Below are 25021 nucleotides of genomic sequence, written 5' to 3' on the forward strand. Positions count from 1 at the left end.
AGCCCTTTCGCCGGCAGGCCGGCGAAAGGGCCTTAAAGACCACCAGTAGCCTGAAAACCAATCCCCGCTGCAGTGAGCAACGAAAGCGGCAACAATACGGTATCCAGCAACGCACTGCCCGGCAGGTCCAGCCCCGGATAAGCCGGTGCCTCGGCGCCGAAACGATCCATCGGGCAGCACCCACCGTTCATCGCATACAGGTCGAGCCGAGTACCGGCGTAAACCACCGGCGCTCCAGGCTTGTTCGCATCCAGCGTACGCACCGTGGCACAACCACTGAGCACACTGACGGCCAGCAAAGCGGCCAGCGCACGCTTCAATCATCCACCCCGAAATGGTGCTCACCCCAGCGCGGCAACATGTCCTGTGGAATGTTCAGCAGGTTGAGGATGCGCGCTACCACGAAATCGATCAGGTCATCGATGGTCTGTGGCTGGTGATAGAAGCCCGGCGCCGCTGGCAGAATCACCGCCCCCATCTGTGACAACTTGAGCATGTTCTCCAGGTGGATGGTCGACAGCGGCGCCTCACGGGGCACCAGAATGAGCTGGCGTCGTTCCTTGAGGGTCACGTCTGCCGCACGCTCGATCAGGTTGTTGCATGCGCCGGTAGCAATGGCCGACAGGGTGCCGGTGGAGCAAGGCACCACCACCATCGCCGCCGGGGCGCCGGAGCCCGAGGCCACCGGCGACATCCAGTCTTCCTTGCCATATACGCGGATCTGCCCATCGGCAGCGCCGGTGTACTCGGTCAGGAATGCCTGAATGGCCTGAGGCTTGGCCGGCAGCACCACGTCGGTTTCGGTGGACATCACCAATTGCGCGGCCTTGGAAATCAGGAAGTGCACTTCCCGGTCTTCGCGCACAAGGCAGTCGAGCAGGCGCAGGCCATACTGCGCCCCGGAGGCGCCGGTCATGGCCAGGGTAATGCGTTCCGGCCCGCTCACTTCAGGGCCTCGGCCAATTTGCCGTGCAGGCCGCCAAAGCCGCCGTTGCTCATGATCACCACATGCGTCCCCGGGCGCGCCTGGCCTTTGACCCGCTCGATGATCGCCTCGAGGCTGTCGGCTACCACACTCGGCACCTTGCACTGCGCGGCGGTGGCGGCCAAGTCCCAGCCCAGGTTGGCGGGCGCGTACCAGATCACCTGGTCGGCGTCATTGACGCTCTCCGGCAGGCCGTCGCGGTGCGCACCCAGCTTCATCGAGTTGGAGCGCGGTTCGATGATCGCGATAACCGGCGATTCGCCTATCTGCTTGCGCAGACCGTCGAGGGTGGTGGCGATCGCAGTCGGATGGTGGGCGAAGTCGTCGTAGATGGTCACGCCTTGCACATCAGCGACCTTTTCCATACGCCGCTTGACGCTCTTGAAAGCGCTCAAACCTTCGATGCCCATGGCCGGTGCCACACCCACATGGCGGGCGGCTGCCAGAGTGGCCAAAGCGTTGGCGACGTTGTGCTGGCCGGTCAACGCCCAGTCAACCACGCCCTGGGCCTGGCCCCCGAACAGCACCTCGAAACGCGAGCCGTCGGGGCTGAGCAGGCGCGCTTGCCATTGGCCGCCTTCACCGGTGGTTTGTACCGGGGTCCAGCAGCCCATGCCGATGACGCGCTCAAGGGCCTGCTCGGTAGTCGGGTGAATGACCAGGCCTTCGCTCGGAATGGTGCGCACCAAGTGGTGGAACTGCCGTTCGATCGATGCCAGGTCAGGGAAGATATCCGCATGGTCGAACTCAAGGTTGTTGAGGATCGCGGTACGCGGGTGGTAATGCACGAACTTCGAGCGCTTGTCGAAGAACGCGCTGTCGTATTCGTCGGCCTCGACCACGAAGAACGGGGTATCGCCCAAACGCGCCGACACCGAGAAGTTCTGCGGCACACCACCGATCAGGAACCCCGGGCTCATGCCGGCGTGCTCCAGCACCCAGGCCAGCATGCTGCTGGTGGTGGTCTTGCCGTGGGTGCCCGCCACCGCCAGCACCCAACGGCCCTGCAGCACATGGTCGGCCAGCCACTGCGGGCCGGAGACGTAAGGCAGGCCCTTGTTGAGAACATACTCCACCGCCGGGTTGCCCCGCGACATCGCATTACCGATCACCACCAGGTCTGGCGCCGGGTCCAGCTGGGCCGGGTCGTAGCCTTGGGTCAGCTCGATGCCCTGGGCTTGTAGCTGGGTGCTCATCGGAGGGTAGACGTTGGCGTCGGAGCCTGTGACGCGGTGGCCGAGCTCTTTGGCCAGCACCGCCAGCGAGCCCATGAAAGTGCCGCAAATACCGAGAATATGAATGTGCATGGTCGACCTCGCAAAACTTCGAGGCAGGGTAGCCCAGGAAGCGGGAAATCGCACCCGATGTTTCGTTCAGACGCCCCTGGCGATGCCGTGCTTGCGCAGTTTTCGATACAAGGTATTGCGGCTTATGCCCAAGTGCTTCGCAACGCGGGTCAGGTGCCAGTGTTTTGCTTCCAGCACGGCCAGCAGGGCGTGGCGTTCGGCATTTGCCAGCAGTACCGGCCCTATCGCCGGCAAGCCGGCTCCCACAGGGACAGTGCCTGCCTCAGGAATAGCACCTGCTTCAGCGAGAGCGCCTCCCTCAACGGCCACACCGGGCCTGTGGGAGCCGGCTTGCCGGCGATCGAGGGCAAAGCCCTCGCCAGCAGTGTTCAAGACGATTGCAGGAAGATCGGCCACTGTTATGCGGTCGTGCTCACAGAGTGCCACCAAGGTCCGCAGCACATTGCGCATCTGCCGCACGTTGCCTGGCCAGGCAAAGTCCAGCAACGCTTGCCGCGCTTTGGGCTGCAGTTCGATGGTTTGCCCCTGCGCCTCCTGACGCAGCAGGAAATCCAGCAACTGCGCCTTGTCGCTGCGCTCGCGCACTGCCGGCAATGCTACCTCCAACCCATTGAGCCGGTAGTACAGGTCCTCGCGAAAACTGCCCTGCTCCACCCGCTCCAGCAGATCCCGGTGGGTCGCGCTGACGATACGCACATCCACTGCCTGCGCCTCGCCGCCGATCGGCACCACCTGGCGCTCTTCCAGTACGCGCAGCAGGCGGGTCTGCAGGGCCAGCGGCATGTCGCCGATCTCGTCCAGCAACAGCGTGCCGCCATCGGCCTGCAACAGCTTGCCGCGCATGCCTTCCTTGCGCGCGCCGGTAAAGCTGCCGCCCCGGTAGCCGAACAGCTCGCTCTCGATCAGGCTTTCGGGGATCGACGCGCAGTTGACCGCCACGAAGGGCTTGCCGCGACGCTGACTGGCCTGATGCACAGCCTGGGCGAAAGCTTCCTTGCCGCAGCCTGTCTCGCCACGCAACAACAGCGGCACGTCGCGCTCGAAGACCCGCACGGCGCGGCGGAAGTCGTTCTGCAATGCCGGGTCCAGCAGGCAAATTCCCGGCTCCGCTTGCGGGCGCATCCGCGGCAGGCTGGCGGGCACCGACCACAGTGGCGTGCGCGGCTGGCCACGCACACTGGCGAACACCTGGCGGCCATCGTGGGTATGCAGCGGCCAAGCCGTGCTGCCGTCAGGCATCGCACGGTTGAACAACTCGTCATGGCTACAGGCAAAAAACCGCTCCAGCGGCTTGCCCAGCACGCCACCACGAATGCTGCCCAGCAGATTGAGGGCGCTCTGGTTGGCGGCGCAGATGCGGCCATCGCCGTCGAAGGCCAGCAGCCCTTCGCTGAACAAACCGACAGACTCGGCCTGCAGGTGAAAACGCAGCAGCCACTGCTGCTCGAAGTGACGCAGGAAATAACAGCTTTCGATCATTTTCGCCGAGAGGTTGACCAGGGCCATGGTGTGAAACTGGCTCTGGCGCGAAACATCCGGCCGCGCCGACGATACATCAAGCACCGCCAGCAGCTCGCCATGGGGATCGAACACTGGGCTGGCCGAACAGGTCAAACCCGTATGGCGACCTCGGAAATGTTCGTCCTGATGAATGGTCAGGGCCTGGCGCTCGACCAGGCAGGTGCCGATGCCGTTGGTACCCTCGCGGGCCTCGCTCCAGTCCGCGCCCAGCCACAGCCCGGCGCGCTCGAAGATGCGCCGCTCGCTGGGCGCGGTGACGCAATTGAGGATCACCCCACGGGCATCGGTGAGCAACACCGCATGACCGGTGCCTGAAAGCTGCTGGTGCAGGCTGTTCATTTCGCCGTTGGCGATTGTCAGCACCTGGTGCAGACGCTCGCGGCTTTCCAGCAACCGACCGTGTTCAAGCACCACCGGCGCCTCGATCACCGAAGGGTCGAGGTGATAGTCCTCCAGGCAGCGCAGCCAGGAGCGGGCTATCGAAGGGTCGCTACCAGCTTCGCCACGGGCGACGGTATGAACCTGCTGGGCATGGCGGCTGAAGTGATTGTTCTGCATTGGTTGTTGTTCTCCGCAGATAGACACTCACCCCAGCATCCTCCACCCCACCAGGCTTTGCAATGCACCGTCATCGAGCGTGTCGCAAACGGTACAGAGTGTCACTCCCCGCCGTACCAGCATCGGTACAACGACTGACCGGAGAGTACTGAACAATGACCTAAATCATTGATTCACATGAGGCTCGCCACGCTGGCCCGGCCTTTGCTCTACGCTTCTTAACTCCTCAACAAACACAATTAACCAGGAGACACACCATGCGTTATGCACATCCCGGTACCGAGGGCGCGAAGGTTTCCTTCAAGAGCCGCTACGGCAACTACATCGGTGGTGAGTTCGTAGCTCCGGTCAAGGGGCAGTACTTCGAAAACACCTCCCCGGTGAATGGCAAACTGATCGCAGAATTCCCCCGCTCCACTGCCGAAGACATCGACAAGGCCCTCGACGCCGCCCACGCCGCCGCCGACGCCTGGGGCCGCACGTCCGTCCAGGACCGCTCCAACGTGCTGCTGAAGATCGCCGACCGCATCGAGCAGAACCTCGAGGTCCTGGCCATCACCGAAACCTGGGACAACGGCAAGCCAATCCGCGAAACCCTCAACGCCGACATCCCGCTGGCCGTCGACCACTTCCGCTACTTCGCCGGCTGCATCCGCGCCCAGGAAGGCGGCGCCGCCGAGATCAACGAAAACACCGTGGCCTACCACATTCATGAGCCGCTGGGCGTGGTCGGGCAAATCATCCCGTGGAACTTCCCGATCCTGATGGCCGCCTGGAAGCTCGCCCCGGCCCTGGCCGCGGGCAACTGCGTGGTGCTCAAGCCAGCCGAGCAGACCCCGCTGGGCATCACCGTGCTGGTCGAGCTGATCGGCGACCTGCTGCCGCCGGGCGTGCTCAACGTGGTGCAAGGCTATGGCCGCGAAGCGGGCGAAGCCCTGGCCACCAGCAAGCGCATCGCCAAGATCGCCTTCACCGGCTCCACCCCGGTGGGCTCGCACATCATGAAGTGCGCCGCCGAGAACATCATCCCGTCCACCGTCGAGCTGGGCGGCAAGTCGCCGAACGTGTACTTCGAAGACATCATGCAGGCCGAGCCGAGCTTCATCGACAAGGCCGCCGAAGGCATGGTGCTGGCGTTCTTCAACCAGGGCGAAGTGTGCACCTGCCCGTCGCGTGCCCTGGTGCAGGAGTCGATCTACCCGCAGTTCATGGAAGTGGTGATGAAGAAGGTGCTGCAGATCAAGCGCGGCGACCCGCTGGACACTGACACCATGGTCGGCGCCCAGGCCTCGCAGCAGCAATTCGAGAAGATCCTGTCGTACCTGCAGATCGCCCAGGAAGAAGGCGCCGAGCTGCTGACCGGCGGTAAGGTCGAGAAGCTGGAAGGCTCGCTGGCCACCGGTTACTACATTCAGCCGACCCTGCTCAAAGGCAACAACAGAATGCGCGTGTTCCAGGAAGAAATCTTCGGCCCGGTGGTCAGCGTCACCACCTTCAAGGACGAAGCCGAAGCCCTGGCGATCGCCAACGACACCGAGTTCGGCCTCGGCGCCGGTGTGTGGACCCGCGACATCAACCGCGCCTACCGCATGGGCCGCGGCATCAAGGCTGGCCGCGTGTGGACCAACTGCTACCACCTGTACCCGGCGCATGCCGCATTCGGTGGCTACAAGAAGTCCGGCGTCGGCCGTGAAACCCACAAGATGATGCTCGACCACTACCAGCAGACCAAGAACCTGCTGGTGAGCTACGACATCAATCCGCTGGGCTTCTTCTAAACCAGGCCGGCCTGGGGCTGCCTTGCAGCCCATCGCCGGCAAGCTGGCGCCTACAGGGAGTGTTCCCCTGTGGCAGCCGGCTTGCCGGCGATAGGGCCGTTACAGCCACCCAGAACCTCTCTGGCTCGCTTCCTGCAATCCCCATCACCACGGGCCGGAACCCCTCTGGCCACCAAGAAAAAAAACAGGTGAATCTATGCCAAGCGATCATTCCGCCGGTGCGCCGGCAGGTGCATCGGTCGACTTCGAAAAAGTCGGCTCGGACTATTTCCAGCAACGTGAACTGAAAAAAGGCGCCGCCGGCTGGGTCCTGCTGGTGGGCCTGGGCGTCGCCTACGTGATCTCCGGCGACTACGCCGGCTGGAACTTCGGCCTGGCACAGGGAGGCTGGGGCGGCATGTTCCTCGCCACCTTGCTGATGGCCACCATGTACCTGTGCATGTGCTTCTCGCTGGCCGAACTGTCGTCGATGATCCCCACCGCAGGCGGCGGCTACGGCTTCGCCCGCAGTGCCTTCGGCCCATGGGGCGGGTTTCTCACCGGTACGGCGATCCTGATCGAATACGCCATCGCCCCGGCCGCCATCGCGGTGTTCATCGGCGCCTACTGCCAGTCACTGTTCGGCATCGGCGGCTGGATGATCTACCTGGCCTTCTACATCATTTTCATCGGCATCCACATCTTCGGCGTCGGTGAAGCGCTCAAGCTGATGTTCATCATCACCGCCATCGCCGCCATTGCCCTGGCGGTATTCCTGGTGAGCATGGTGCCCCATTTTGATGCAGCGAACCTGTTCGACATCGCCCAGACCGATGCAGTCGGGGCGAGCAGTTTCCTGCCATTCGGCTATGTCGGCGTGTGGGCGGCAATCCCCTACGCGATCTGGTTTTTCCTTGCGGTCGAAGGCGTGCCGCTAGCCGCCGAGGAAACCAAGAACCCGAAACGCGACCTGCCCCGCGGCCTGATCGGCGCGATGCTGGTGCTACTGGCCTTCGCCCTGCTGATCCTGGTAGTCGGCCCAGGCGGCGCCGGGGCCGAAGCACTCAAGGCCTCCGGCAACCCGCTGGTCGAGGCACTGGCCAAGGCGTACGGCGGCTCCACCTGGATGGGAGGCTTCGTGAACCTGGTCGGCCTGGCCGGCCTGATCGCCAGCTTCTTCTCGATCATCTATGCCTATTCGCGGCAGATTTTCGCACTTTCCCGTGCGGGCTACCTGCCGCGCAAATTGTCCGAAACGAACAAGAGCAAGGCGCCGGTATTGGCCCTGGTCATCCCTGGCATCATCGGCTTCGCCCTGTCGCTGACCGGCCAGGGCGACCTCTTGATCCTGGTTGCTGTGTTCGGCGCTACGCTGTCCTATGTACTGATGATGGCCGCGCATATCACCCTGCGTATTCGCCGGCCGAAGATGGAGCGCCCGTATCGCACCCCAGGTGGCATCTTCACCTCGGGCCTGGCCCTGGTGCTGGCCTGCATCGCGGTCGTGGCCGGCTTCCTGGTCGACCCACGGGTGGTGATTGGCGCGGCGGTGATCTATGCGGTACTGATTGCCTACTTTGCGTTCTACAGCCGTCATCACCTGGTGGCGGGCACACCGGAAGAGGAATTCGCCGCGATCCAGAAGGCCGAAGAGGCCCTGCACTGATCGCCGACACCCGCCGCAGGCCCACCCTGCGGCGCTCTGGAGATTCTGTATGGCAAGTTTCGTACACACGGTAGGCCACCTGGTCTACCGCTTCGACAGCCTCAAGGACGTGATGGCTAAGGCCAGCCCGGCGCGTTCCGGGGACTACCTGGCCGGCGTTGCCGCCGCCAACGACGGCGAACGCGTGGCCGCGCAAATGGCCCTGGCAAACATCCCGCTGAGCCACTTTCTCAACGAAGCACTTATTCCTTACGAAAAGGACGAGATCACACGGCTGATCATCGACAGCCACGACGCCCAGGCTTTCGCACCGGTCAGCCATCTCACCGTGGGCGGCCTGCGCGACTGGCTGCTCAGCGAGGAAGCCGACGAAGACAGCCTGCGCGCCTTGGCCCCGGGCCTGACGCCGGAAATGGCCGCTGCCGTGTCGAAGATCATGCGCGTGCAGGACCTGGTGCTGGTGGCCCAGAAAATCCGCGTGGTCACCCGTTTTCGCGGCACCATGGGCCTGCGCGGGCGCCTGTCGACACGCCTGCAGCCCAACCACCCCACCGACGAGCCCGCCGGCATCGCGGCCAGCATCCTCGACGGCCTGCTCTACGGTAATGGTGATGCCATGATCGGCATCAACCCCGCCACCGATAGCATTGCCTCGATCTGTGCCCTGCTGGAAATGCTCGATGCCATCATCCAGCGCTACGACATCCCCACCCAGGCCTGCGTGCTGACCCACGTCACCACCTCGATCGAAGCCATCAACCGAGGCGTGCCCCTGGACCTGGTATTCCAGTCGATTGCCGGCACCGAGGCCGCCAACGCCGGGTTCGGTATCAACCTGAACGTATTGCAGGAGGGCTATGAGGCGGGCCTGTCGCTCAAGCGCGGCACCCTCGGGCAAAACCTCATGTATTTCGAAACCGGCCAGGGCAGCGCCTTGTCGGCTAATGCCCATCACGGCGTCGACCAGCAAACCTGCGAAACCCGCGCCTATGCAGTGGCCCGTCATTTCAAGCCGTTTCTGGTCAACACCGTGGTCGGCTTCATCGGCCCGGAATACCTGTACAACGGCAAGCAGATCATTCGAGCCGGCCTGGAAGACCACTTCTGCGGCAAGCTGCTTGGCGTGCCGATGGGCTGTGACATCTGCTACACCAACCACGCCGAGGCCGACCAGGACGACATGGACACCCTGCTGACCCTGCTCGGTGTGGCCGGGATCAACTTCATCATGGGTATCCCCGGCTCCGACGACATCATGCTCAACTACCAGACCACCTCGTTCCATGACGCGCTGTACGCGCGCCAGACCCTGGGCCTCAAGCCCGGGCCGGAATTTGAAGCCTGGCTGCAGCGCACCGGTATCTTCACCCAGGCCGACGGCCGGATTCGCTTCGGCGACAACCTGCCGCCGGCGTTCCGCCAGGCTTTGGCTCAGTTGGCATAGAGGTGATCATGGACCATCGCACCCCCACCCCCGAAAACCCTTGGCTGGCCCTGCGCAACCTGACCCCGGCACGTATCGCCCTGGGCCGCAGCGGCATCAGCCTGCCGACCGGCGCGCAACTGGACTTCCAGTTCGCCCACGCCCAGGCACGTGATGCCGTGCACCTGCCGTTCGACCATGCAGCGCTTACCGAGCAATTGAAGGATCGCGGCCGTGACAGCCTAGTGCTGCACAGCGCCGCCAGCGACCGCCACCAATACCTGCAACGTCCTGACCTGGGCCGGCGGCTGAATGACGCGTCGGCCGAACAGTTGCGTCAGCATGCCCAGGCCAACCCCGGTGGCTTCGACCTGGCCATCGTGGTCGCCGACGGCCTCTCTGCACTGGCCGTGCACCGCCACACCCTACCGTTTCTGAGCCGCTTCGAAGAACAGGCGGCCGCCGATGGCTGGACCAGCGCCCCGGTGGTGCTGGTAGAACAAGGCCGGGTGGCCGTGGGCGATGAGGTGGGCGAGCTGCTCGGCGCGCGGATGACTGTAATGCTGATCGGCGAACGGCCCGGCTTGAGTTCACCCGACAGTCTTGGCCTGTACTTCACCTATGGCCCCAAGGTCGGCCTGACCGATGCGTACCGCAACTGCATTTCCAACGTGCGCCTGGAAGGCCTGAGCTACGGCATGGCCGCCCACCGTCTGCTGTACTTGATGCGTGAGGCCTGTCGGCGGCAGTTGTCCGGGGTGAATCTGAAGGATGAAGCCGAGGTCCATACACTCGACAGTGAAAACACGGCCAATCAAAAAGGAAACTTCCTGCTCGGCGACCGGTAAACAACATGTCATGGAAGGCGGATTGCGCTTCTGGCCAGCATTCGGCAGCATGCGCTTGAAAGCTTGCTGGCATTCCGCTGTTTCCCCAAATGGACTCTGAGGGCCACACATGCGCATCATCAAGGCAAATCTGGAACACCTCGACCTGCTCACTCCGCTGTTCGTCAGATACCGCGAGTTCTATGGGCAGTTACCTTATCCAGACAGTTCGCGCAGCTTCCTGGAAAAACGCCTGAAACGTGACGAATCCGTGATTTACCTGGCAATGCCGGAAGATGACGATGGCAAACTGCTCGGTTTCTGCCAGTTGTATCCAAGCTTTTCGTCGCTTTCACTCAAACGGGTGTGGATTCTCAACGATATCTTCGTGGCCGAAGATTCGCGGCGCATGCTGGTGGCTGACCACCTGATTCGCGAGGCCAAGAAAATGGCCCGCGAGACCCAGGCGGTGCGCATGCGTGTATCGACCAGTGCCAACAACGAGGTGGCGCGCAAGACATACGAATCCATCGGGTTTCGCAAGGATACCGAGTTCGAGAGTTATATCTTGCCGATTACCCCGGACTGATCTGAACCGCCCTCTCGCGGATAAATCCGCTCCTACAGGATCGCGGCGTCTGAGGAGCGGATTCATCCGCGAGAGGCTGGCACAGGTAAATCTCCAGTAACCCCCCGCTACAATCTCTCCGGGCACGACTCGGACTTAGCCGTATAATGCTCCCTCCTGACATGTGTGAAAATTTACCCTCCCGCAGGTCCGCGTGCCCGTAGCTGCGGGTCAAGAACACAGGTGCTGTACATGGATTTCAACCCGCTGGACCTCATCCTGCATCTCGATGCTTATCTCGATCTGCTGGTCACCAACTACGGCCCCTGGATCTACGCCATCCTGTTCACCGTGATCTTCTGCGAAACCGGCCTGGTGGTGATGCCGTTCCTGCCGGGCGATTCGCTGCTGTTCATTGCCGGTGCCGTGGCCGCCGGCGGCGGCATGGACCCAGTACTGCTGGCAGGCTTGCTGATGGCCGCAGCGATCATGGGTGACAGCACCAACTACGTGATCGGGCGAACAGCGGGTGAACGACTGTTCAACAACCCGAACTCGAAGATCTTCCGCCGCGACTACCTGCAGCGAACCCACGACTTCTACGACCGCCACGGCGGCAAGACCGTGACCCTGGCGCGCTTCCTGCCGATCCTGCGCACCTTCGCGCCGTTCGTCGCCGGCATTGCCCACATGCACTACCCGCGCTTCCTGGCCTTCAGCGTCGCAGGTTCCATACTGTGGGTCGGTGGCCTGGTCACCCTGGGCTACTTCTTCGGTAACGTGCCGTTCATCAAGCAGCATCTGTCGCTGATGGTGGTCGGCATCATCTTCCTGTCGCTGTTCCCGATGGTCCTGGGCCTGCTGCGTGGGCGCCTGAGCCGCACGGCCAAGGCCCACTGACAGCGCGCATGTGGTCGTTCAGCGCCTGGCGGCGCAAGCGCACCCTGGCGCGCTACCCGATCGAGCCTCGGCAATGGCAGGTGCTTCGCGAGCGCCTGCCCATTCTCGATGGCATCAGCGATGCAGAAGACCGCTGGCTGCGTGAAGCCTGCATCCTGTTTCTGCTCGACAAGCACCTGACCACCCTGCCCGGCGTCGAGCTGGACGACGAGCAGCGCCTGTTCCTTGCCGCCCAGGCGCAATTGCCGCTACTGCACCTGGGCGAGCTCAACTGGTACCAGGGCTTCCACGAGATCATCCTCTACCCCGACGACTTCAAGAGCCCCCAGCGCCACCGCGACGCCAGTGGCGTGGAGCATGTATGGGACGCCGAGCACAGCGGCGAGGCCTGGCAACAGGGCCCGGTGATCCTGGCCTGGGCGGGGGTACTGGCCAGCGGTGGATGGGAAGCCTACAACCTGGTGATCCATGAGCTGGCACACAAGCTCGACATGCTCAACGGCGATGCCAATGGTTTGCCGCCGCTGCACAGCGACATGCACGTTGAGGCCTGGGCCAGCGCCATGCAGCAGGCCTACGATGACCTCAACCGCCAGCTCGATGCCGACCCCGACGCTGAAACCGCCATCGACCCCTACGCGGCGGAAAACCCGGCGGAGTTCTTCGCCGTCACCAGCGAATACTTCTTCAGCGCACCCGATCTGCTGCAGCAGGCTTATCCACAGGTGTACCAGCAACTGGCGCTGTTCTATCGCCAAGACCCTTTGGCACGCCTCACGCAGTTGCAGGCCGAGCACCCGGACTACCGCCAAAGCCACGCCTGATGCGCCCGCGCATCAGGTCGGGCGTGGCATGGCCTGGCGGAATGTGCCTATAATCGCCGCCACTTTTTTGATCAAACACGGGGGCACTGCCCAATGAGCTACAGCAAGATTCCGGCTGGCAAAGACCTGCCGAACGACATCTACGTCGCCATCGAGATCCCGGCCAACCACGCGCCGATCAAGTACGAAATCGACAAGGACAGCGACACCCTGTTCGTTGACCGTTTCATGGCCACCCCGATGTTCTACCCGGCCAACTACGGCTTCATCCCGAACACCCTGGCCGACGACGGTGATCCGCTGGACGTGCTGGTCGTGACCCCGTACCCGGTTGCCCCAGGCTCGGTCATCCGCGCCCGCCCGGTTGGCGTACTGAACATGACCGACGATGGCGGCGGCGACGCCAAGGTCATCGCCGTACCGCACGACAAACTGTCGCAGCTGTATGTTGACGTGAAGGAATACACCGACCTGCCAGCCCTGCTGATCCAGCAGATCGAGCACTTCTTCGCGAACTACAAAGATCTCGAAAAAGGCAAGTGGGTCAAGATCGAAGGCTGGGAAGGCGCCGACGCCGCCCGCGCCGCGATCACCAAATCGGTCGCTGCCTACAAAGGCTGATAGCGATTGCACAAAGAACCCGCTTCGGCGGGTTTTTTTGTGGGCGTCGACTGGACGGTAAAAAATCCTACAGCGTCCTACGCCAATTACCTACAACAAGGCTGTTTTCGTACATTTCCCATCAACATCAGGTTCATTTCCCTACCGAAGCGCGGCCGCTAGACTCGGCCTCATGAAAACGTCCGGTGACCGCCTAAAGGCCCTGCTCCACGAATGCGGCCTGACCCCTTCCGACTTCGCCGCCCAGCGGCGCGTCACGCCTCAGCACGTCAACAACTGGTTTCGACGCGGCATTCCTCTGACTCGCCTCGACGAGATTGCCGACCTGTTCTGTGTACACAGGCGTTGGCTGCGCTGCGGCGAAGGCCCCAAGCACCCCAGCTCGATCCTGCGGGTGGACGCCTCCCAGCCCGAGCCGGTTTCGACACGCTCACTGTCGAAGCACGACGGCCGGCAGTTGCAAGTACCGTTTCACGAAGTACGCGAAGGCCGCCTCGCGCCCCTCGACGGGCATTGTCTGCGCCTGCCCACGCAAGCCCTCAAGGCACTCGGTGTCGCGCCTGGCAATGCCATCAGCCTGGCAATGCCCGCCAGCAACATGTCACCGTGGATACCCCGCGAAGCGATCCTGGCCATCGACCTGAGCCAGACCCGAGTGTTTGACGGTGAAACCTATGCCCTGCTACACAACGGCATACTCAGAGTGCATAGCCTGAGCCGTGGCCACAATGACACCCTGTGCCTGCACAGCAACGACCGCCACAACTACCCAGTGGAGCGTTTCACCCGCGCCCAGCGCCACGACCAACGCCTGGAAATCCTCGGTTGGGTGTTCCATTGGTCGCATTATCGCCACCGGCGCCCCGGCTGAAACACCCTGTGCCATTTTTTGCTGGGCAACCTGTGCTCGCCTCTGTATGCTACGCGGCACATTCAGCCCCGGCCGGCACAAGCCGCGATCCAGAGGGCTCGGCAACACTCCATACGAGCGTTCGCCATCTCTTTCAGGCCCTTGTTGGCCACACAGTTAAGGCGGTTGCGGCTTACCATAAATTAGTCGGAAGCGTCCCCGAGAAGCCGGCCACAAGCCGGCTTTTTAATGCCCGCAGAACACACCAAGAGCCGCACTTGCCCCTGCGCCAGCACAGTGGGATGATTCGTAATTGATACGAATTCTCATTCAAGGCTTCTCCGTGCCCACCCATCTGCTGCTCGCCGAAGACGACATCAACCTGCGCCAGGACTTGGAACGCCATTTCCTCGACCGCGGCTTTCGGGTTCACGCCTGCGCCACCGGCACGCAGGCCCTCAACGCTACGCAACAGCAGCGCTTCGACCTCGTGTTGCTGGACATCATGCTGCCGGGCATCGATGGCCTGAGCCTGCTTGACGAACTGCGCCGCCAGCAGGCCGTGCCGGTGATGCTGATGTCGGCCCTGGGCGCCGAGCAAGACCGCATCAGCGGCTTCACCCGCGGTGCCGATGATTACCTGCCCAAACCCTTCAGCCTTGCCGAGCTGAATGCGCGCATGGACGCCCTGCTGCGTCGGGTCGCCCTAGACCGGCAACCGGCCAGGCCGCCCAGCGAAGGTTCGGTCACACTCGACCCGGATCGCCAGGATGTCACTCACCACGGCAAGGACGCCGGCCTGACCGGCTCCGAATATCGCCTGCTGGCCACCCTGCATGCGCACCCTGGCGAAGCGCTTAGCAAAGCGTTTCTCTACCAGACCGTGCTGCACCGGGCCTATACCCGCCTGGACCGCGGCCTGGATGTGCACGTCTGCAACCTGCGCCGCAAGCTTGCCGACATCGGCGCCCAGCACCTGCAGATCCAGGCTGTGCGCGGCCAGGGCTACATCCTGGTGAACACGGAAGTCAACTGATGCGCCGTCACCCACTACTTTGGAAGCTCGCGATACTGCAGGTTGGCTTCTGTCTGCTGCTGACCTGGTTGATTTGGACCTGGGGGCTTTCGGTAGAGCGCAGCACCTACTTCCTCACCCCAGCCGACCAAGGCTATCTCGCACGCTATGCACAACAGGCCGAAGACGCCTGGCGCAGCGGTGGCGCCGCAGGTGCCGAGGCCTATCGTCGGCAGCTCGAACAGGCCGAAGACACCTGGGTGGCGCTGATCGGCCCACGCCTGGAAAGCCTCGGTACTGCGCCGCTAAGCGCCGAGGAGGCCAGCCACCTGACCTTCATGCGCAAGCTCGACTGGCCCATGAGCCGGCGGCTGCAGGACGAACTGCCCTATGTCAGCATTGCCTTCCCCCAGCGGCCGCAAGACGGTCGCCTGGTCATCCAGTTACCCGAGCGCCTGCTGCCATCCGGCCTCACCCCATGGACCCACGTCATCACCCACGGGGTCGCCCCCGCGCTGCTCGCACTGCTGATGGGCCTGGCTCTGTATCGCCATCTGGTGGCACCGCTGAACCGTCTGCGCGACCGCGCTGACGCCTTGCGCGCCGATGATCTGGAAAGCCCTGGCCTACCGCTGCAAGAACGCCGCGACGAACTGGGCGAACTGGCTCAGGCCTTCGAGCACATGGCCGGCCGACTGCGCCAGAGCCTGGAGCAGCAACGGCTGTTGCTGCGTACCTTGTCCCACGAATTGCGCACGCCCCTGGCTCGCCTGCGCATCGCTCACGACAGCGGCCTGCCACCGGCGCAGCTGCGCGAGCGCCTGGACCGTGAAGTCGATGACATGCAGAAGCTGCTGGAAGACACCCTCGACCTGGCCTGGATGGACACCGAACAGCCGCAACTTGCGACCGAGCCGGTGCTGGTGCTATCGGTGTGGGAAGCCCTGTGCCAGGACAGTTGCTTCGAGAGTGGATGGGAGTACGCGCGCCTGCCTTGCTCGCTGGGCACCGATTGCGTGGTGCTGGCTCATCTCGACAGCCTGGCCCAGGCCCTGGAAAACCTGCTGCGCAATGCCATCCGCCATTCGCCAGATGGCGGCCGGGTCCGCCTGGATGGCTGGCGTGAGGACGGCTACTGGCACCTTCGCCTCAGCGACCAAGGCCCCGGTGTGCCCCATGATCAGCTGGAGGGCATCTTCCAGCCTTACCAGCGCCTCGCCGGCAGTGGCGCCGGCTTCGGCCTGGGCCTGGCCATCGCTCGCCGTGCCGTCGAACTGCAGGGCGGCAAGCTGTGGGCCAGCAACGGTCATCCAGGCCTGTGCCTGCATCTGTTGCTGCCGAGTGCTGGCAAATGTTTAGAAAGTTAATGAGCTTTACTCTCAATTGGGAGTAATTATCATCCACGATCTCTAGCCTACCGCCTGTTGTCCCGGAGATCGATGATGTCGCCCCGCCCGCTGCCTTTCGCCCCCTTTCTGTTGCTGTCCAGTTGCCTGCTGAGCAGCGCCGTGCAAGCCGCTACCGACCAGCCCGCGCCCATTGAGCTGGAAAGCCAGAACGTTGTGGCTACTGCACTGGAGGAAACCAAGCAGGCGCCGGGCGTTTCCATCATCACCGCCGAAGACATCAAGAAACGCCCACCGGCCAATGACCTGTCGCAGATCATCCGCACCATGCCCGGCGTCAACCTGACCGGCAACTCCACCAGCGGCCAACGCGGCAACAACCGGCAGATCGACATTCGCGGCATGGGCCCGGAGAACACCTTGATCCTGGTCGATGGCAAACCCGTCAGCAGCCGCAGCTCGGTACGCTACGGCTGGCGCGGCGAGCGTGACTCGCGCGGTGATACCAACTGGGTACCGGCCGACCAGGTCGAGCGCATCGAAGTCATCCGTGGCCCGGCCGCGGCCCGCTATGGCTCCGGCGCCATGGGCGGGGTGGTGAACATCATCACCAAGCAGGCCTCTGGCGAAACCCATGGCAACATGACCGTGTACCAGAACTTCCCTCAGCACGGTGATGAAGGTGCCACCAAGCGTGTGAGCTTCGGCCTCAACGGCCCGCTCACCGACGCCCTCAGCTACCGCGTCTACGGCAACGTCGCCAAGACCGACTCGGATGACTGGGACATCAACGCCGGCCACGAATCAGCACGCACCGGCAACCAGGCCGGCACCCTGCCCGCCGGTCGCGAAGGGGTGCGCAACAAGGATGTCAACGGCCTGCTGAGCTGGCGCCTGACGCCTGAGCAAACCCTTGAATTCGAAGCCGGCTTCAGCCGCCAGGGCAACATCTACACCGGTGATACCCAGAACACCAACTCCAATGCCAACGTGAAAAACATGCTGGGCAAGGAGACCAACATCCTCTACCGCGAGAACTTTGCCCTCACCCATCGCGGCGACTGGGATTTCGGCAGCACCATGGCCTTCCTGCAATACGAAAAGACCCGCAACCAGCGCATCAACGAGGGCCTGGCCGGCGGCACCGAAGGTATCTTCAGCAATACCGATTTCTACACCTCGACCCTGCGCGACCTGACTGCCCACGGCGAGCTGAACCTGCCGCTGCACGCCTGGCGCGACCAGACCCTGACCCTGGGCAGTGAATGGACCCAGCAAAAACTCGACGACCCCAGCGCCAACACCCAGAGCACCAGTGAAGGCGGTGCCGTCGATGGTCTGACCAGCAGCGGCCGTGACACGCGTTCGCAAGCACAGATCTTCTCGCTGTTCGCCGAAGACAACATCGAGCTCCTGCCCGGCACCATGCTCACCCCGGCCCTGCGTTTCGACCACCACAGCATCGTCGGCGACAACTGGAGCCCGTCGCTCAACCTGTCCCACGCGCTGACCGACACCCTCACCCTGAAGGCCGGTATCGCCCGTGCCTACAAGGCGCCTAACCTGTATCAGCTCAATTCCGATTACCTGCTCTACAGCCGCGGCCAGGGCTGCTACGGGCAAAGCACCAGCTGCTACTTGCAAGGCAACGATAACCTCAAAGCCGAAACCAGCATTAACAAGGAACTGGGCATTGAGTACCAGCGTGACGGCTGGGTAGCTGGCCTGACGTACTTTCGCAACGACTACAAGAACAAGATCGACTCTGGCCTGAGCCCGATCGGCAGCGCCAGCGGCGGTACCGGCAGCTATGCCAATGCGGCGATCTACCAGTGGGAGAACATCCCCAAGGCTGTGGTCGAGGGCCTGGAAGGTACCCTGACCATCCCGCTGACCGAGCAGCTGAAGTGGAGCAACAACCTCACCTACATGCTGCAGTCGAAGAACAAGCAAACCGGGGAGACCCTGTCGGTTACCCCGGCCTACACCCTCAACTCTATGCTCGACTGGCAGGCCAGCGATGACCTTTCGCTGCAGTTGAGCGTGGCCTGGTACGGCAAGCAGAAGCCGAAGAAGTACGACTACCACGGCGAGCGTGTCACCGGCTCGTCCAACGACCAGCTGGCGCCTTACGCCTTGGTTGGCGCCAGCGGCACCTATGCCATCAGCAAGAACCTGAGCCTGACCGCCGGCATCGACAACCTGTTCGACAAGCGTCTGTTCCGGGCCGGCAATGCCCAGGGCGTAAATGGCATCGAAGGTGCCGGCGCGGCCACCTACAACGAACCGGGCCGTACCTTGTACACCAGCCTGACCGCGTCGTTCTGACCTCATGATGAGAACCGCCCGATGAGCAAGATGCCTCTGTACCTGGCCTTGGCACTGGCCCTCACCGCGCCGGCTGCCCTGGCGCAGCCGGCGCGTGAGCAGAAGATGGACACCTCACTGTTACAGCGCCACGACCTCGCCTACCGCTTCAGCCAGCTCGACCTGGATTCAGCGGATGGCCAGCGCCATTACCGGCTGTGGATCGGCAAGCCGGATCGCCCGGCGCCTGCCGCCGGTTATCCGGTGCTGTGGATGCTCGACGGCAATGCCGCGCTGGGCGCCCTGGACAGCGAACAGCTACGCCAACTCGCCGCGGGCCAGGCTCCGTTGCTGGTGGCGGTGGGTTATCAGACCGAGCAACGCATCGAACGGGCCGGGCGTACCCTCGACTACACCCCGGCACTGACGGGGCAATCCGAGCAGCGCGACCCGCTGACCGGCCAGCCCAGTGGTGGCGTGGATGCGTTCCTGGATCTGCTGACCCAGCGCATGCGGCCGATGGTAGCCGAAGTGGCACCGATCGATTTGCAACGCCAGACGCTGTGGGGGCACTCCTACGGGGGGCTGGCGGTATTGCATACGTTGTTCACACGGCCAGGCGCGTTCAGCGATTACGCGGCGGCCAGCCCTTCTTTGTGGTGGCACGACGGCGCGATCGTGCGCGAGGTGCAAGGGCTGCAGCAGCGCTTGGGTGGCAGCCGGCCACGGTTGCTGCTGATGCGCGGTGGCGAGGAACCGGCGAATCCGCGGACGCCGGTGAAAGGGGATGTGGAGCGGCCTGCGCGGGAGCTGGTTGCCGACCTGGGCAAGGTGCCGGGGTTGCAGGTGCGCTTCGAGCGGTTCGAAGGATTGGGGCATGGGCCGATGTTGCCGGCTTCGTTGAAGAAGGTGGTTGAAGATTTGTCCCGATAACGCTGCATCCATTGCATCACACTGAAGGGGCGAGAAAAATCTGGCCCCTACTCGACCATCAGAAATGGCCCATAGCCATCATCCAGAAATATTGGTAAATTTCACATTCGCCTTCTCTCGCAATCATGGATGAATAATGCGCGACAAATACCACTACGATGTCCAGATAAAATTCAGCAACATCAAAAAAGAAGAAAACCTTTTCTCTGGATCCATCGAATACAACGGCGGCGGGTCTTATATGGACCAGTTGCATATCACAAGCAGCAGCATCTCGATCACCTGCATTCGCGCATCCAAGATAGACTTGGACGGGGCATTCAACAATTACCAAAGCGCGCTGTATGGACAGATCACAAAATCCATCTTTTTCTACATCTGCCGTAAACAGTCAATTCCGGAAATAGCCTCAATAAAGGTATCAGCCAGTTACCGTAACAAATCAGTAGACGAGAAGAGCATTGGCGATGCTGACTTCAAAAGCCACGCCCAGCTTACGTCCAAATTCCTATCCGACTTCGAACCTGATCCGCTCAAGGAAATTCTCGGAGAGTCGGAAAAAAGCACAGGACTGCTAAAAGCTGTCTCTCACCTGACGCGTTCAAAAACCAAAGCCGATGCCTACGACCGCTTTGATTCTCTGTGGAAGTCGTTCAACGCCCTCTATCGAGTCATCTCCAAAAAAACCAGTGACCATGAGTGCCAACGGGAAACCCGATCCTTCATCATTGGCCATACCAGCGCTTCTGAATCCTCTGTCAAACTCGTAAAAAGCATGACCGGCGCACAATTACGCAACAAGGTTCGCTGGCGACAACTTATTCTCAACGATTACGATACCCCAAAAAAAACAGAAGCCTTCAAAGACTTCATACTGAGATATACGGATGCCAGGCTCATGCATGTCTTTAAAGAGACCCTACCGTATCGTAAGGACTACCTCACAAAAGCTGGATATATCGGCACAGTAACAGCACACATAGACAAACATTTAAAAGCAGACATTCAAGATGATCAGCAGCTCATTGTGGCGCTGTGCATCAAGTACGGATATTTTGTAAGAAACAAGTCCGCTCATGGCGAACGACTTGACAGAATCATTGGCCTGAGCAACAAAGAGGTCGCTGAAGTCAAGTGGCTAAGCAACCTCCTGGAATCTCTGATCATTGACCTCGTAAACGCCAACGACCTTTATTAGAAGCCGTGCAATTCACGATCGGACATGCCCTCAAGATCAAGCGATACCGCCGAAGGTCGTAGGCCGGCGGGTTGCCAGCGGGGTGGCACCGTGCGGTATGCTTGGCCGGTCTTCAGGGCGGGGTGAAAGTCCCCACCGGCGGTAAATCGAAAGATGAGCCCGCGAGCGCCCCGGCCATGCCGGGGGTCAGCAGATCTGGTGCGACTCCAGAGCCGACGGTCATAGTCCGGATGAAAGAAGGCGTCAGGCAGGGGCCATTCGGGCGCCCCTGCGCGCGCATTTTGATCGCCCCGAGACGTTCATCGATCAATCACGAGGAGCGTTTCATGTCCACCCAATACCCGCAATTCCCCAATGTGTCCGCCGCCATCGCCGCTTTCCAGGCAGGCCGCCCTGTGCTGCTGCTCGACGATGACGACCGCGAGGATGAAGCGGACATCGTTGCTGCCGCAGAAAACCTCTCGCTGCAGACCATGGCCATGATGATCCGCGACTGCAGCGGCATCGTCTGCCTGTGCCTGGACGAGGCCACCGTCGACGCCTTGCAGCTGGCGCCCATGGTGCAGAACAACCAGGCCCGGCATGGCACTGGCTTCACCGTCACCATCGAAGCGGCCGAGGGCGTGAGCACTGGCGTGTCTGCCCAGGACCGCATCACCACCATCGAGGCCGCGCTGCGTTCGACCGCCGAACAGCGCCACATCGTCAGCCCGGGCCATGTGTTCCCGCTACGCGCGCGCAATGGCGGGGTACTGACCCGTCGCGGCCATACCGAAGGCTCGGTGGACCTGGCGCGCCTGGCCGGGCTGCGGCCGGCGGCGGTGCTGTGCGAGCTGATAAACCCGGATGGCAGCATGGCCCGCGGCGAGCAGGTGGCGGTGTATGCGCGGCAGTACAACCTGCCAGTACTGACCATCGAGGAATTGGCACGCTATCGTGAGGCGATGGTGGCGCGGGAAGCGGTGCCTGCCTGATGACTCTATCGCCGGCAAGCCGGCTCCCACACTGTCAGCAGCGCTGCTGTACCTGTGGGAGCCGGCTTGCCGGCGATGAGGCCGGAAAATCCACCCCCAAGTTTGCTCCCCCCGCCCCGCTCTGCTAGTGTCGCGCCGTTCTGACCAGCCACAGAGACCCGTCGCCATGGCCCGCAAAAAAGCCTCCATCGATTTCGAGCAATCCCTCGCCGACCTGCAAGCCCTGGTCGAGCGCCTGGAGAACGGCGAGTTGTCGCTGGAAGACTCGCTGGCCGCCTTCGAGCAGGGCATTGCCCTGACCCGCGATTGCCAAGGCGCCCTGGCCCAGGCCGAGCAGAAGGTGCAGATCCTTCTGGAGCGCGACGGCGAGCTCGCCGCGCAGCCCTTCGATGCGGAGCCTGAAGCATGATCAGCGCGTACCAGGCCAGCAGCCAGGCGCGTGTCGACGCGGCCCTCGAACCCCTGTTCATCGCCCCGTCCAAGGAGCTCGAGCGGCTGTATGCCGCCATGCGCTACAGCGTGATGAACGGTGGCAAGCGAGTGCGCCCACTGCTCGCCTACGCGGCCTGCGAAGCCCTGGGCGTACCAGCCGAGCAGGCCAATGGCGCCGCCTGCGCGGTAGAGCTGATCCATGCCTATTCGTTGGTGCATGACGACCTGCCGGCCATGGACGACGACGACCTGCGCCGCGGCCAACCGACCACCCACAAAGCCTTCGACGAAGCCTGCGCGATCCTCGCCGGTGATGGCCTTCAGAGCCTGGCCTTCAGCGCCCTGCTCGACCCACGTCTGAGCCCACAAACCGATGCCATCCGCCTGGCCATGGTCCAGGCACTGGCCAAGGCGGCAGGCCCGGCCGGCATGGTCGGCGGCCAGGCTATCGACTTGGGTTCAGTGGGGCTGAAGCTGGACCAGCAGGCACTGGAATACATGCATCGGCACAAGACCGGTGCGCTGATCGAGGCCAGCGTGCGCCTCGGCGCCCTGGCCAGCGGCCGCGCCGAACAACCGCAACTGGATGCCCTGCAGACCTATGCCCAAGCGATCGGCCTGGCGTTCCAGGTGCAGGACGATATCCTCGACGTGGAAAGCGACACCGCCACCCTCGGCAAGCGCCAGGGTGCTGACGTTGCCCGCGACAAACCGACCTACCCGGCCCTGCTCGGGCTGGAAGCAGCCAAGGCCTATGCGATCGAACTGCGCGACCAGGCGCTGGTCGCACTGCAAGGGTTTGGTGAAAACGCCGAGCCGCTGCGGGCGTTGGCGCGCTATATCGTCGAGCGGCGTCATTGATTGGGGCCGCTTTGCGGCCCATCGCCGGCAAGCCGGTTCCCACAAGGATCTTCGCCGCCAGTGTGGGAGCCGGCTTGCCGGCGATGGGCTGCAAGGCAGCCCCATTCCACCCCTGTCTGAATGGGCAGTATTTCCCACAATGGGGTAAACTGCCGCGTCTTAAACATCCATAACGACTCGCCTGATGCCCACGACGTTTCAAGAGATCCCCCGCGAACGCCCGGTCACGCCGTTGCTCGACCGCGCTGACACGCCTGCCGGCCTGCGCCGGTTGGCCGAAGCCGACCTGGAGACCCTGGCCGACGAATTGCGCCAGGAGTTGCTCTATACCGTTGGTCAGACCGGTGGGCATTTCGGCGCCGGCCTGGGCGTCATCGAGCTGACGATCGCCCTGCACTACGTCTTCGATACCCCGGACGACCGGTTGGTGTGGGATGTAGGCCATCAGGCGTACCCGCACAAGATCCTCACCGGCCGCCGCAACCGCATGCTGACCCTGCGCCAGAAGGACGGCATCGCCGCCTTCCCGCGCCGCAGCGAAAGCGAGTACGACACCTTTGGCGTCGGGCACTCCAGCACCTCGATCAGTGCTGCCTTGGGCATGGCCATCGCCGCCCGCCTGCAGAACAGCGCGCGCAAATCGATCGCAGTGATCGGCGACGGCGCTCTCACCGCCGGCATGGCCTTCGAGGCGTTGAACCACGCCCAGGAAGTGGACGCCAACATGCTGGTGATCCTCAACGACAACGACATGTCGATTTCGCGCAACGTCGGCGGCCTGTCCAATTACCTGGCCAAGATCCTCTCCAGCCGCACCTACTCGAGCATGCGCGAAGGCAGCAAGAAAGTGCTGTCGCGCCTGCCAGGTGCGTGGGAGATCGCCCGCCGCACCGAGGAATACGCCAAGGGCATGCTGGCCCCCGGCACCCTGTTCGAAGAGTTGGGCTGGAACTACATCGGCCCGATCGACGGCCACGACCTGCCGACCATGATCGCCACCCTGCGCAACATGCGTGACCTCAAGGGCCCGCAGTTCCTGCACGTGGTGACCAAGAAGGGCAAGGGCTTCGCCCCGGCCGAGATCGACCCGATCGGCTACCACGCCATCACCAAGCTCGAGCCTGCCGACAAGCCTGCCGCACCGAAGAAGCCCAGCGGGCCGAAGTACTCTTCGGTGTTCGGCCAGTGGCTGTGCGACATGGCTGCCGCCGACAATCGCCTGGTGGGCATCACTCCAGCCATGAAAGAAGGCTCCGACCTGGTCGCCTTCAGCGAACGCTACCCGCAGCGCTACTTCGACGTGGCGATTGCCGAGCAGCACGCCGTCACCCTCGCCGCGGGGATGGCGTGCGAAGGCAGCAAGCCGGTGGTGGCGATCTACTCGACCTTCCTGCAGCGCGCCTACGACCAGCTGATCCACGACGTGGCGGTGCAGAACCTCGACGTGCTGTTCGCCATCGACCGTGCCGGCCTGGTTGGCGAAGACGGCCCGACCCACGCTGGCAGCTACGACCTGTCGTACCTGCGTTGCATCCCCGGCATGCTGGTGATGACGCCGAGCGACGAGAACGAACTGCGCAAGATGCTCAGCACCGGCCACCTGTACAACGGCCCGGCGGCCGTGCGCTACCCGCGTGGCACCGGCCCCAATGCGCCGATCAGCGGCGACCTGGAACCGCTGGAAATCGGCAAGGGCGTGGTTCGTCGCCAGGGCGAGAAAGTGGCCCTGCTGGTGTTTGGCGTGCAATTGGCCGAGGCCCTTCAAGTGGCCGAGCAGATCAACGCCACGGTGGTCGACATGCGCTTCGTCAAGCCACTGGACGAGGCGCTGGTGCTGGAACTGGCCGGCAGCCATGAGCTGCTGGTGACCATTGAAGAGAACGCCATCATGGGCGGTGCCGGCGCTGCCGTGGGTGAGTTCCTGGCCAGCCAGGCCGTGGTCAAGCCACTGCTGCACCTGGGGCTGCCGGATGTTTATGTCGAGCATGCCAAGCCAGCGCAGATGCTGGCCGAGTGCGGGCTGGATGCGGCCGGGATCGAGGCTTCGGTGAAAGCCCGGATGAACAAGCTGGGCCTGTAGGCCCTATCGCCGGCAAGCCGGCTCCCACAGATACCCCACTGGTCTCAAGGGCAGTGGCGTACCTGTGG

22 protein-coding genes and 1 riboswitch are annotated in these 25021 nt (G+C 62.9%); of the genes, 18 read left to right on the plus strand and 4 right to left on the minus strand.

Features of this window, described 5'->3' with window-relative positions:
* Positions 1-32 precede the first annotated feature (32 nt).
* From KU43P_RS24050 to KU43P_RS24065, 4 genes are all read right to left on the minus strand, one after another.
* Positions 33-320: a YceK/YidQ family lipoprotein gene (locus tag KU43P_RS24050; protein ID WP_317659995.1), complete on the minus strand. Its 288-nt coding sequence runs from the start codon at positions 318-320 to the stop codon at positions 33-35.
* Complete coding sequence (ubiX, locus tag KU43P_RS24055; RefSeq protein WP_236237795.1) at positions 317-946, minus strand: flavin prenyltransferase UbiX; 630 nt, start codon at positions 944-946, stop codon at positions 317-319. The genes KU43P_RS24050 and ubiX overlap by 4 nt, the downstream gene beginning before the upstream one ends.
* Positions 943-2292, minus strand: a complete 1350-nt coding sequence (gene mpl, locus KU43P_RS24060) for a UDP-N-acetylmuramate:L-alanyl-gamma-D-glutamyl-meso-diaminopimelate ligase (protein WP_317659996.1) — start codon at positions 2290-2292, stop codon at positions 943-945. Before mpl ends, ubiX begins: the two co-directional genes overlap by 4 nt.
* A 66-nt stretch (positions 2293-2358) precedes the next feature.
* Positions 2359-4371 (minus strand): sigma-54-dependent Fis family transcriptional regulator, encoded by a 2013-nt coding sequence (locus tag KU43P_RS24065; protein WP_317659997.1) that lies wholly within the window; start codon positions 4369-4371, stop codon positions 2359-2361.
* A gap of 257 nt (positions 4372-4628) precedes the next feature.
* Here KU43P_RS24065 and KU43P_RS24070 point away from each other — a divergent pair, with 257 nt between their 5' ends.
* From KU43P_RS24070 to dxs, 18 genes are all read left to right on the plus strand, one after another.
* Positions 4629-6149, plus strand: coding sequence for an aldehyde dehydrogenase family protein (locus KU43P_RS24070; protein ID WP_317659998.1), 1521 nt, complete (start codon positions 4629-4631; stop codon positions 6147-6149).
* A gap of 196 nt (positions 6150-6345) precedes the next feature.
* The gene (eat, locus tag KU43P_RS24075) at positions 6346-7794 is read left to right on the plus strand and encodes an ethanolamine permease (protein WP_317659999.1); all 1449 of its coding nucleotides are present in this window, start codon (positions 6346-6348) and stop codon (positions 7792-7794) included.
* 49 nt (positions 7795-7843) lie between these two features.
* Entirely contained in the window at positions 7844-9238 is a 1395-nt protein-coding gene (locus KU43P_RS24080) for an ethanolamine ammonia-lyase subunit EutB (RefSeq protein ID WP_317660000.1), read from the plus strand.
* 8 nt (positions 9239-9246) lie between these two features.
* A complete protein-coding gene (eutC, locus tag KU43P_RS24085) occupies positions 9247-10065 on the plus strand; it encodes an ethanolamine ammonia-lyase subunit EutC (protein ID WP_317660001.1) in 819 nt (272 codons plus the stop codon).
* 109 nt (positions 10066-10174) lie between these two features.
* Positions 10175-10633: a GNAT family N-acetyltransferase gene (locus KU43P_RS24090; RefSeq protein WP_317660002.1), complete on the plus strand. Its 459-nt coding sequence runs from the start codon at positions 10175-10177 to the stop codon at positions 10631-10633.
* A gap of 231 nt (positions 10634-10864) precedes the next feature.
* Complete coding sequence (locus KU43P_RS24095; protein WP_317660003.1) at positions 10865-11512, plus strand: DedA family protein; 648 nt, start codon at positions 10865-10867, stop codon at positions 11510-11512.
* 8 nt (positions 11513-11520) lie between these two features.
* The gene (locus KU43P_RS24100; protein ID WP_317660004.1) at positions 11521-12336 is read left to right on the plus strand and encodes a zinc-dependent peptidase; all 816 of its coding nucleotides are present in this window, start codon (positions 11521-11523) and stop codon (positions 12334-12336) included.
* Between the two features lie 93 nt (positions 12337-12429).
* The gene (gene ppa, locus KU43P_RS24105) at positions 12430-12957 is read left to right on the plus strand and encodes an inorganic diphosphatase (RefSeq protein ID WP_003255365.1); all 528 of its coding nucleotides are present in this window, start codon (positions 12430-12432) and stop codon (positions 12955-12957) included.
* A gap of 172 nt (positions 12958-13129) precedes the next feature.
* Positions 13130-13828, plus strand: coding sequence for a helix-turn-helix transcriptional regulator (locus KU43P_RS24110; RefSeq protein WP_317660005.1), 699 nt, complete (start codon positions 13130-13132; stop codon positions 13826-13828).
* A gap of 322 nt (positions 13829-14150) precedes the next feature.
* Entirely contained in the window at positions 14151-14843 is a 693-nt protein-coding gene (locus KU43P_RS24115) for a response regulator transcription factor (RefSeq protein ID WP_317660006.1), read from the plus strand.
* Entirely contained in the window at positions 14843-16189 is a 1347-nt protein-coding gene (locus KU43P_RS24120; protein WP_317660007.1) for a sensor histidine kinase, read from the plus strand. The genes KU43P_RS24115 and KU43P_RS24120 overlap by 1 nt, the downstream gene beginning before the upstream one ends.
* 75 nt (positions 16190-16264) lie before the next feature.
* A complete protein-coding gene (locus KU43P_RS24125; RefSeq protein WP_317660008.1) occupies positions 16265-18496 on the plus strand; it encodes a TonB-dependent siderophore receptor in 2232 nt (743 codons plus the stop codon).
* A 21-nt stretch (positions 18497-18517) separates the two neighbouring features.
* Entirely contained in the window at positions 18518-19408 is an 891-nt protein-coding gene (locus tag KU43P_RS24130) for an alpha/beta hydrolase (RefSeq protein ID WP_317660009.1), read from the plus strand.
* 136 nt (positions 19409-19544) lie between these two features.
* A complete protein-coding gene (locus tag KU43P_RS24135; protein ID WP_317660010.1) occupies positions 19545-20606 on the plus strand; it encodes a hypothetical protein in 1062 nt (353 codons plus the stop codon).
* A 104-nt stretch (positions 20607-20710) separates the two neighbouring features.
* Positions 20711-20852, plus strand: a riboswitch (FMN riboswitch).
* An 80-nt stretch (positions 20853-20932) separates the two neighbouring features.
* Positions 20933-21580 (plus strand): 3,4-dihydroxy-2-butanone-4-phosphate synthase, encoded by a 648-nt coding sequence (gene ribB, locus KU43P_RS24140; protein WP_317660011.1) that lies wholly within the window; start codon positions 20933-20935, stop codon positions 21578-21580.
* 166 nt (positions 21581-21746) lie between these two features.
* Entirely contained in the window at positions 21747-21989 is a 243-nt protein-coding gene (locus KU43P_RS24145; RefSeq protein WP_008092375.1) for an exodeoxyribonuclease VII small subunit, read from the plus strand.
* Positions 21986-22873, plus strand: a complete 888-nt coding sequence (gene ispA / locus KU43P_RS24150) for a (2E,6E)-farnesyl diphosphate synthase (protein ID WP_317660012.1) — start codon at positions 21986-21988, stop codon at positions 22871-22873. The genes KU43P_RS24145 and ispA overlap by 4 nt, the downstream gene beginning before the upstream one ends.
* Positions 22874-23057: 184 nt before the next feature.
* The gene (gene dxs / locus KU43P_RS24155) at positions 23058-24953 is read left to right on the plus strand and encodes a 1-deoxy-D-xylulose-5-phosphate synthase (RefSeq protein ID WP_317660013.1); all 1896 of its coding nucleotides are present in this window, start codon (positions 23058-23060) and stop codon (positions 24951-24953) included.
* Positions 24954-25021: the final 68 nt, after the last annotated feature.

The organism is Pseudomonas sp. KU43P, assembly GCF_033095865.1.
GTDB lineage: Bacteria > Pseudomonadota > Gammaproteobacteria > Pseudomonadales > Pseudomonadaceae > Aquipseudomonas.